The sequence below is a fragment of the Algoriphagus resistens genome (assembly GCF_001442615.1).
In the GTDB taxonomy this organism is placed as follows: Bacteria; Bacteroidota; Bacteroidia; order Cytophagales; family Cyclobacteriaceae; genus Algoriphagus; species Algoriphagus resistens.
Genome location: NZ_LMXN01000014.1, coordinates 165,164 through 175,375 on the forward strand (window position 1 = coordinate 165,164; position 10,212 = coordinate 175,375).

The window sequence follows — 10,212 nt, forward strand, 5'->3', positions numbered from 1 at the left end:
AATTGGATGAGTGGAAATGGATTGTTCAGAAATTTGGGATTTCGATTCTCAAATTTTGTCAGGCTCTGGATGAACATAACCATCACGATAAGGTCTTCTCAAAAGTGCAGTAGCCTCTTCATCTCCGATAATGGTCATTGTTTTTGGGTCATATTTTAAAGGGCGCCCTCCTAAATCCATGGACATATTTGCCAGAATGCAGGATGCAGTAGAAATATGTCCTTCCATTACGTCTGCTACGGGCAAGGTGTCTTTTTCTATGGCTTGAAGCCAATCTTTAAGCTGCCCGCGCGTGGCTGGAGCGGCATGGATTTCTATGTCTTTTTCCGTAACGTCCTCAGGATATTGTTCTTTTTCCAATAGCACCGGATAATGAATAGGCTCCCCATTGTTCCTACCTTCCGGATAGAAATCAGCCCGCATCGGACTGCCTGCCAGCATGCCGCTTTCTCCATAAATCTTAAAAGCCCAGGGGTAATCTTTGTCCACTGGATTGCCCCAAGATCGGTGTTGCCACACTATATTTAATTCATCAAACTCAAACAGTGCAGTTTGGGTATCCGAAATATTTGAAATGGATTCTTTGTCTACATAGATTCCTCCGGTGGAAGTCACCTGTATCGGCCAACCCAGATCAAGCATCCAACGTACCGCATCCAGCATGTGCACGCACATATCGCCCACAATACCATTTCCATATTCCATAAAAGCCCTCCAGCCACGATGTAAAATGCCTCTGTATGGCAGCATAGGAGCAGGGCCTGCCCAAAGATCATAATTCAAATTATCCGGAACAGGGATGATGTTCGGATGACTTCTATTTCTCATATGATAATAACAGCAAACCTCCGCGTGGGAGATTTTGCCTAGCTTTCCCGAGTCTATAATTTCTTTTTTTGCCTGAACCAAATGTGGAGTGCTTCTACGCTGGGTGCCTATTTGCACTTTTCGGTCATATTTTCTGGCTGCTGCCAAAATCGCCTCTCCTTCAATTACATCCACGGATATTGGCTTTTGCAGATAAACATGTGCTCCATTTTTCACCGCATCTATTGCCATCAGCGCATGCCAGTGATCGGGTGAGCCAATTAGTACATATTCAGGTTTTTCATTGGCCAAAAGCTCTTTGTAATTTTCATAAAGTGCCGGCACTTTTCCTGATTTCTGTCGGGTAGAAACCAGCTTTCCTGCTTCTGCCAATTGCTTGGAATCTACGTCACAAAGTGCGACCACTTCCACATCTGCTACTTGGATCAAGCGAAAAAGATCAGATTTACCGTACCAGCCAGTACCGATAAGTGCCACTTGAATTGGCCCTTCTCTGTCTTTAAAATCCATTCCAAGCAAGCCAAAACTTGTTAGAGACATCAATGCTGTACTTCCTTTTAAAAATTCTCTTCGATTGAGGGGGTTCATAGGTTATGGGTTGAGGGTATAAGATTCTCAAATTACAAAAAGGAAGGATTTTGACAAGCAATTTTAGTAATCGAGGAGATAAGCGCTGATGAACAACATTACCGAGAAAAAATTTTAGAGAAGGAAGAATTCTTAATTAGAGGCTTACATAGCTGTCCAATCCAATTGCTTTCCTTGCTCTTCGGCTTGTTTATCCTTGCCGCTGCCGATAGCTAGTCCTACACCTATTCCTATTGGCAATCCAATTCCTAAAAAGGCCATATTCCCCAATGCAGCTCCAAATACAATACCTAATGGAATCCCAAATGTCGCCATACCCAAAGCAAGCCATTGGAGTTGGTAGTGGTTTTTCCCTACTAATCCCAGCTCATTTTTCACTAGTTTGAGGATGGCTGTTTGCGCTAATCCCATCTGTTTAATCAATTGCGGATCCGGCCCATGGAAATTATTTACTCCGGTAATGATTTCATTGATCTGAGATTCTACGGATTCTGGACAGCCTTTTTCTTCGATAGCGACCAAAAGTGTGCTCAGGTTATGAGTAGCTTTTGCAAGCTTTGGATTTTCTGCGATGGAGGGGCGGGGAGAAAGTGTTGACAGGGGCATGGGATAAAGTTAAAAAAAGATTCCTTTGAATAGAGTTTGGTAAGATTCTATTGATGTCAAGGTTAGTATAGACCAAAGAAGCGAGGCTACACCGGCCCCCGACATTCCGAATCTTACATTCCTAAAAACTCACTCCAAATCGTTCTCCCAATTCCGTCAAATCCTTTACCACCGGATCAAGCAATGGAATTCCATCTTTCATGCGGATAGCTTCCAATTCCCGCTCAGGATCTCCGGGGATTAATACTTTTTCATTTCCGGGTGTTGGTTTTGCTGCACGGAATCGGGTGATCCAATTGTCCATATGGGCTTTAAATTCATCTGCCGGACGGAAGGCATCCACACGCATCGCCCCAAAAAAGTGTCCGATCCCTTCTCCGACAGGGTTTGGATCTGGTTCTAAGAATGCCACGAATGGAGGAACCCAAGGTCCGTAATTGGCGCCGGAAAGCACTGCTGAAAAAATATCCACGATGGAACCTAGGGCATAACCCTTATGCGAACCATGTTCCCGATCACCGCCGAGCGGAAGCAATGCCCCTCCATCTTTTACGCCATTGGCAGAAGTGGTAGGATTGCCGTCTTTATCCTGCACCCATCCGGTTGGTGTATCCATCCCTTTTCGTTGTAGAATTTCTAATTTCCCATTGGCAGCTGTAGTGGTAGCCAAATCAGCTACAAAAGGGGGCTGATCTTTGGCAGGGATAGCCACAGCGATTGGATTGGTCCCTAAAAGCCTTTCCTGAGAAAAGGTAGGAGCGACCAGAGGACTGGCATTTGTCAAAGAAATTCCGATCATATCATGTGCCAACGCCTGCATAGCATGGTAACCGGCGATGCCGTAATGATTTGAGTTTTTCACCGAAACCCAGCCTGTCCCAGCAATCTTGGCTTTCTCAATAGCAATTTTCATTGCGTATGGAGCTACCACCAATCCTAAACCTCCATCACCGTCTACTACTGCAGTGGAGGGGGTTTCATGAACAACCCGCACCTTCGGAGTGGCATTGATTCTTCCTTTTTCCCATAAACGTACGTAACCCGAAAGCCGGGCGACCCCATGACTGTCTACCCCACGAAGATCTGCTGAAAGCAAAACATCCGCAGCTGTCTTGGCTTGCTCATCCGGACAGCCGATTTTGGAAAGCATACCCAGCGTAAAAGAATGAAGTTGTTCGTAGGAATAGATCATAATAACAGGAGGATTAAACTGGCAAATAATTATCAGCCAAAGATAAGAAAGGAAACTTTTTGGTGAATTTTAGAGGGCTGTTTGCTCTGGAATAAGCAAGGAAGCAATAGCTCCTTCCTTCAAAGCATAATGAGAACAGGTAATAAAATCAACGTCTATATATCGCAGGATAAATTCGATCAGGCTTGATGCAACTACGATCATATCCACACGCATGGGAATCATTCCGGGAATCAGCAAGCGTTCTTCCTTGTTTTTGCTCAATAGCATGCGGTGAATTGCCTCGTACTCTTCTACGGGTAACTCAAATACATGTCGACCGGTGAGTTTACACTGAAGCATGGATTCAAAATAGATATCTGTCAGCGTATCGAAAGTACCGGATGCCCCCACCAGACCGGATGGTTTGTAGGTTTGAATTGCTGATATCAGAGGTTGGAGCTTTTCTTCCAGATAGCCTTCAAGTTTTTCAACTTCTTCCGGCAAAATAGGATCATGATAATGAAAAAGCTCCAAAAGCCGCTGTCCGCCGATTTCAAAGCTTTGTTTCCATAGTGCTCCTTGGCTATTGCCAATTATGAATTCCACAGAACCGCCACCGATGTCCATCATCAGTTCGGTCTGGCCATTGAGCGAACCTGAAAGCTTAATCCCTTGATAGATCATCTGCGCTTCTTCTGCACCTGAAAGTACTTGAATGTCAATACCAATAGTTTTTTTGACAGTTTCGACGAATTTAGGTCCGTTTTCTGCGTTGCGTACAGCGCTGGTAGCAAAAGCAAAAACCTGATCTATGTGCTCGCCATCGATCAGGTTTTTGAAATGGGTTATAGTATGGAGCGCTCTTTTTATGGCATCTTGTGCCAGGGTGTTTTGATTGATTCCACCTTTCCCCAATTTGACAGGGATTTTCTCCTTGTAAATCGTCTTGAAATTTACACCATCCAGTTCTACCAATAACAAATGGAATGTATTGGTCCCCATGTCAATCACCGCCGCCTTTCGGTTACTCATACGCTGCCAATTTTTAAGATGGGCGAATATAGAAAGTTATTTGAAATGAGATCTTTCTACTTTTGTTTTATTAGTCTGTTTTTTTTGGAAAAGTACAGTTGCGTATTTTAACGGGGTGTAGTTGGGGGATTTAGTCTAAATTCAGGTTTTTGTCATTTCTATGAATTTGACCCAAAGGGAAACTTCATTCCCGAAGGATTTTTTCCATACCTGCCAAAGCCTGTTATATTTGGGCTAGTCTAAAAACTATCCTATGGACAATCAGAATAAACCCAATTATATATTGCCGGGGAAAGCGGGTAAAATTGAATTGCTGAAAAAGAAAAATGCAGAAGCACTTTTAGGTGGGGGAGAAGCCCGGATTGCATCTCAACATAAGAAAGGAAAGCTCACCGCGCGCGAGCGAGTGGAGCTGTTGATGGATGAAGGTACCTTTCAGGAGATCGATAAATTCGTGATGCATAGAGCTAAGGATTTTGGACTGGATAAAGAACATTACCTTGGGGATGGTGTGATCACAGGATATGGAGAGGTCAATGGGAGATTAGTGTATGTGTTTTCGCAGGACTTTACCGTTTTTGGAGGCTCGCTGTCTGAAACCCATGCTGAGAAAATCTGTAAAATCATGGATATAGCCATGAAAAACGGAGCGCCAGTAATAGGGTTAAATGACTCTGGTGGAGCCAGGATCCAAGAGGGAGTGAATTCCCTGGGTGGCTATGCCGATATATTCTATAGGAATACACTCGCGTCTGGAGTGGTGCCACAGATCTCCGCGATCATGGGGCCATGTGCAGGCGGGGCTGTTTATTCCCCTGCAATCACTGACTTTATACTAATGGTAGAAAACACTTCTTATATGTTTGTCACAGGTCCGAATGTGGTGAAAACGGTGACTCAGGAAAATGTCACCGCGGAGGAATTAGGCGGTGCGTCTGCCCACAGTACTAAAAGTGGAGTTACTCATTTCGCCTGTGCCAATGAGTTGGAATGTATTCTGCATATCAAAAAGGTCTTGAGCTACATGCCTCAAAACTGTGAGGAAATCGCTCCGGTTTATCCCTACGAAATGCTGGAGAATGAAAGCAGAAAGGAGATGGACGACTTGATTCCTGAGAATCCAAACCAGCCCTATGATATCCGGGATGCGGTAAGGGGAATTGTAGATGAGGATTCATTCTTAGAAGTGCATGAGAATTTTGCAGATAATATTGTGGTTGGTTTTGCCAGAATTGCCGGTAGAAGTATAGGCGTGGTTGGAAACCAGCCTCAGTCCATGGCGGGTGTTTTGGATAATGATGCTTCGGTCAAGGCGGCAAGGTTTGTCAGGACTTGCGATTGCTTTAATGTCCCACTTTTGGTATTAGTGGACGTACCAGGGTTTTTGCCTGGGACAGATCAAGAATGGAATGGTATCATCTCAAATGGGGCAAAATTGTTGTATGCATTTTCCGAGGCAACAGTTCCAAGAATTACGGTAATCACAAGAAAAGCTTATGGAGGAGCTTATGATGTGATGAATTCCAAACATATTGGGGCTGATCTTAACTTTGCGTGGCCAACAGCCGAGATCGCAGTAATGGGGGCGAAGGGAGCCTCGGAGATTATTTTCAGGAAAGAAATAGCTGAAGCCAAAGATCCAGAAGCAAAACTTCAGGAAAAAGTGGACGAATACACAGCCAAGTTTGCCAATCCCTACCGCGCAGCACATCGGGGCTTTATTGACGAAGTCATTATGCCCTCAGAAACAAGGGTTAAATTAATCAAAGCCTTCAAAATGCTGGAGAATAAAGTGGATAAGATCCCCAGGAAGAAGCACGGGAATATTCCCCTATAATGTCCACTGGTAACGGTCGACTGATAACAGCCATCTAGTGTTTTTAGGTAACTTTATTGTCTTAATTAGGACTTAAAATTATCAAGATGGTATTTAAATTTAAAAACTTAAGAGGGGACTTGCGATCGATCTTACCTTAGAAGTCAATAATTTAATAAAGAAATTTACTTTAGAAGAGAACTATGTTCCGGTCAGCAAATGCAACGCACAGCTGATTCTGTAGCCTTGAGTAATGCAGAATCCTCAACTGAGCAACCAAATCCCGAATTCAAGAAGTTTTTGGGCTATTTTATTCGATCTGGGATGGATGTTATGAGTTGTCTTTACATTGGAAGGAAAAGAGAAATAATAAATGAAAGTGATTTTCAGAAACGCTATAAGTGATTCACTGATTACAAAACTTCAAGCATTAAGAGATTCAATCAATTAAACTACCACCTGCTGCGGATTCTCGTCCGTAGGCCGTGGACTATATCCTATGAGCAATACTATTACTAACGAGCAGAAAGCTTTTCTCACCAACTATCTTAACAATGCCTCCCCTACGGGATTCGAAGCATCAGGCCAGCAGATCTGGTTGGATTATATCAAACCGTTCACCGATGAGTATTTCACTGACAATTATGGAACTGCAGTAGCGGTAATCAATCCAACCGCTGAATACAAGGTGGTGATTGAAGCGCATGCCGATGAAATCAGTTGGTTTGTGAATTACATCAAAGACGATGGTTATATCTATGTACGACGTAATGGTGGCTCGGACCATATGATTGCGCCTTCCATGCGGGTAAATATCCATACTGACAAGGGAATGCTTCCGGGGGTTTTTGGCTGGCCGGCCATTCATGTACGAAAAGACGGCAAAGAAGAAGCTCCCACTTTGGATAATATATTCATCGATGTAGGGGCAAGAACCAAAGATGAAGTGGAGGAAATGGGAATTCACGTGGGATGTGTGATTACTTTCAAGGATGAATTGACCGAGTTGAATGGGAAATTCTACTCCGGTAGAGCGCTGGACAATAGGATCGGCGGATATATGATTGCTCAGGTAGCAAGGAAAATCAAAGAGTCAGGAAAAAAACTTCCATTTGGCCTGTATGTGGTAAATGCGGTTCAGGAAGAAATAGGTCTTCGCGGAGCTGAAATGATTGCCGCCAAAATCAAACCCAATGCGGCAATCATCACCGATGTGTGTCACGACACTACAGCACCATTATATAATAAAGTGGTAAGTGGGGACATCTCTGCAGGCAAAGGCCCCGTTCTTCCAGTAGGTGCTTCTGTGCATAAAAAGCTATTGGATCTTATTATAGATACTGCTAATAAGAATGATATTCCATTTCAGCGGTCTACAGCTTCCAGATCGACGGGAACAGACACGGATGCTTTTGCTTACTCCAATGAAGGCGTGCCATCTGCTTTGATTTCTCTTCCCTTGAAATACATGCACACGACAGTAGAGACTGCAAGCAAGGAAGATATTGACCAGGTGGTCAATTTGATGTATGAGTTCTTGCTGGAATTTGACCCAACTTTTGACTTTAGATATATTAAATAGATGATAAGGTTATCTGGCTGGGCGTGTCATTTTTGATATGGAATATGTAGATCAACTAAGGCGAAGAATTTCTATAGTGAACCCTCCCCAGCGGATCATTTCTCTTGTCCCATCCCAGACAGAACTACTGGTTGATTTAGGTTTGGAGAAAAATATTGTGGGTGTGACCAAGTTTTGTGTTCATCCCAAAGGTTTGAAAGAGCGAAAAGTGATAGTTGGCGGTACCAAGAATTATAGATATGATGTAATAGAGTCGTTGAGACCGGACTTGATAATAGGTAATAAGGAGGAAAATGAGAAGTCTGGTATTGAGAATCTTATGGAAAAGTATCCGGTCTGGATGAGCGATATTTACAATCTGGAGGACAGCTTTGAAATGATTTTGCGTTTGGGAGAACTATTACGTGTAAAAGACAAAGCCGTAGAAATCATTAGGCAGTTGCGATTGGATTTTGCTTCGCCGCTTCAAAAGAAAGGGACAGCAGTGTATCTGATTTGGAATGACCCTATTATGGCTGTTGGGCCTAATACCTTTATTAATAAGATGCTTGATTTTGCAGGGTTTGAGAATTTGACTGTTTCTTCACGATACCCACAGCTTTCGAAGGAGGAATTGATTGACTTGAGCCCTAACTACCTTTTATTAAGCTCAGAGCCATTTCCCTTTAAAGAAAAGCATGTTCATTATTTTCAATCCCTATTAGCTGATACTGAAGTCAGGTTAGTGGATGGAGAGATGTATTCTTGGTATGGAAGCAGACTACTAAAGGCTAAATCATATTTTAACACATTCTGAAGTATGTGGCATAAGTGAAGCTCCTGCCTTACCGCTCATGAAAAAATTTATTTATCGAAGGGACTTTATTAAAAAAATCAATTAACTTTTGAGTCTAAATACATCGAAAATTATAATACTATGAAAAATACCAGAATAGCTTGGGCAGCGCTGATTGTTTTGGCTTGGTCGTGTGGGCCGAAGCCAGCGGAAGAATCTGTGACTGAAACGGTGGTAGAGGAAGTACCTGTAGCAGAAAATACGCTTACAGAGGAAGAAAAGGCTGAAGGATGGATGCTTCTTTTTGACGGAACCAACACAGATGGCTGGAGAGCCTTTAACGGTGATAGTTTTCCATCAGATGGCTGGACTGTTGAAGATGGGGCATTGAAAGCCCTTGGGAAAGGTGGGGATATCGGAGGGGATATCGTGTTTGCACCGGTCGAATTCGAGCAGTTTGAGATGGAATGGACCTGGAAAATAGCTCCGGGAGGAAATAGTGGCGTACTCTATCATGTTGTAGAAGATCCAAAGTATAAGGCTCCCTATGAGACCGGACCTGAATATCAGATGATTGATCAATTAGGTTTTCCAGATCCTTTGGAGAAGTGGCAGTCCATTGGCGCAGATTATGCAATGACAGAGCCCGATTACGAAGGAGCGGTAAAACCGGCAGGTGAATGGAATACTTCGAAAATAATTTTCTCAGAAGAAGGCTCAAGCTATTACTTAAATGGAAAAAAGACAGTAGAGTTCGTTCCTTACTCTGAAGAATGGACTGCAGCACGTAATTCGGGCAAATGGAATGACTTTCCTGATTATGCCATTTCAAAAACCGGCTTGATCTCACTTCAGGATCATGGCGCAGAGACCTGGTTCAAAAATATTAAAATTAGAAAACTATGAAAAAGTTAGTAATGGTGATGCTGTTGGTAGCATCTGTGAATTTTGCCTTTGCGCAGAAAAAAGTGAAACTCTTCAATGGTAAAGACCTAGCCGGTTGGACCGTCTATGGGACAGAAAAGTGGTATGTAGAAGATGGACTGTTGATTTCTGAAAGTGGCCCGGATAAAGGGTATGGTTATTTAGGCACTGATGAGGAGTATGATGATTTTGAAGTAACCTTGGAGTTCAAACAAGAGGCTAATGGAAACAGTGGTGTTTTTATTAGGTCTACTGTGGACGGGACCAAGGTTTCTGGTTGGCAGGTAGAGGTGGCACCTCCGGGAAGCGACACGGGGGGTATCTATGAATCTTATGGTAGAGGTTGGTTAGTAAAGCCAGATCCTGAGAAGGATAAGTATTTGAAGTTTGGTGAGTGGAATAAAATGAAGATTGTAGTGAAAGGTGATAATGTTACCTCTTATTTAAATGGTCACGAAATGGTAAACTTTTCTGATGCCAAAATTGGTGAAGGAAAAGGCGGTATTAACCTGCAGATCCATGATGGTGGAGGTATTAAGGTTTACTGGCGAAATATTATTTTGAAAAAGCTTTAAAAAGCCAAAAACACATGAGAAAATGCCTTGATGATTGATTCGTCAGGGCATTTTTTATTTTGTGAAAATCTTTTTCTGTCACTATCAGACCTTTATGACAAAAGGTGTTAAATCTTAAAGAAATCTATTGCCTCTAAATAAAAAAGGTAGATATTTGCACTCCCAAACGACGCAGACGGTGTTGTGGGAACGGGAGGGAAACCTCCAAAGAAGTATTGAAAGGAATTAATTTTGCTTAGGTTTTTGGAAGTCAGCAATGATGCCTACCTTTGCGGACCTGTCTGAGGATGGGGTAAAGGCAGCGGGGTTAGG

The 10,212-nt window shown here is 42.9% G+C and carries 10 protein-coding genes; 6 read left to right on the forward strand and 4 right to left on the reverse strand.

Features of this window, described 5'->3' with window-relative positions:
* Positions 1-48: 48 nt before the first annotated feature.
* From AS141_RS21200 to AS141_RS21215, 4 genes are all read right to left on the reverse strand, one after another.
* Positions 49-1,416 carry a Gfo/Idh/MocA family protein gene (locus AS141_RS21200; protein WP_057939705.1) on the reverse strand — a complete coding sequence of 456 codons (1,368 nt, stop codon included), beginning with the start codon at positions 1,414-1,416 and terminating at the stop codon, positions 49-51.
* A gap of 144 nt (positions 1,417-1,560) precedes the next feature.
* Positions 1,561-2,022 carry a hypothetical protein gene (locus AS141_RS21205; protein ID WP_057939706.1) on the reverse strand — a complete coding sequence of 154 codons (462 nt, stop codon included), beginning with the start codon at positions 2,020-2,022 and terminating at the stop codon, positions 1,561-1,563.
* 121 nt (positions 2,023-2,143) lie between these two features.
* Positions 2,144-3,214: an Ldh family oxidoreductase gene (locus AS141_RS21210; RefSeq protein WP_057939707.1), complete on the reverse strand. Its 1,071-nt coding sequence runs from the start codon at positions 3,212-3,214 to the stop codon at positions 2,144-2,146.
* 69 nt (positions 3,215-3,283) lie between these two features.
* Positions 3,284-4,228, reverse strand: coding sequence for a Ppx/GppA phosphatase family protein (locus AS141_RS21215; protein ID WP_057939708.1), 945 nt, complete (start codon positions 4,226-4,228; stop codon positions 3,284-3,286).
* Positions 4,229-4,481: 253 nt separating this feature from the next.
* Between AS141_RS21215 and AS141_RS21220 the strand changes: the two genes are divergently transcribed.
* The 6 genes from AS141_RS21220 (at position 4,482) to AS141_RS21245 (ending at position 9,900) form a co-directional block, all read left to right on the forward strand.
* A complete protein-coding gene (locus AS141_RS21220) occupies positions 4,482-6,065 on the forward strand; it encodes an acyl-CoA carboxylase subunit beta (RefSeq protein ID WP_057939709.1) in 1,584 nt (527 codons plus the stop codon).
* A gap of 162 nt (positions 6,066-6,227) precedes the next feature.
* Positions 6,228-6,449 (forward strand): four helix bundle protein, encoded by a 222-nt coding sequence (locus tag AS141_RS27455; RefSeq protein WP_394331084.1) that lies wholly within the window; start codon positions 6,228-6,230, stop codon positions 6,447-6,449.
* 94 nt (positions 6,450-6,543) lie between these two features.
* On the forward strand, positions 6,544-7,626 hold the full coding sequence (locus AS141_RS21230) for a M42 family metallopeptidase (protein ID WP_057939711.1): 1,083 nt from the start codon (positions 6,544-6,546) through the stop codon (positions 7,624-7,626).
* A gap of 37 nt (positions 7,627-7,663) precedes the next feature.
* On the forward strand, positions 7,664-8,422 hold the full coding sequence (locus tag AS141_RS21235; protein ID WP_057939712.1) for an ABC transporter substrate-binding protein: 759 nt from the start codon (positions 7,664-7,666) through the stop codon (positions 8,420-8,422).
* Positions 8,423-8,542: 120 nt separating this feature from the next.
* A complete protein-coding gene (locus tag AS141_RS21240) occupies positions 8,543-9,307 on the forward strand; it encodes a 3-keto-disaccharide hydrolase (protein WP_057939713.1) in 765 nt (254 codons plus the stop codon).
* Positions 9,304-9,900 (forward strand): 3-keto-disaccharide hydrolase, encoded by a 597-nt coding sequence (locus tag AS141_RS21245; RefSeq protein WP_057939714.1) that lies wholly within the window; start codon positions 9,304-9,306, stop codon positions 9,898-9,900. Before AS141_RS21240 ends, AS141_RS21245 begins: the two co-directional genes overlap by 4 nt.
* Positions 9,901-10,212: the final 312 nt, after the last annotated feature.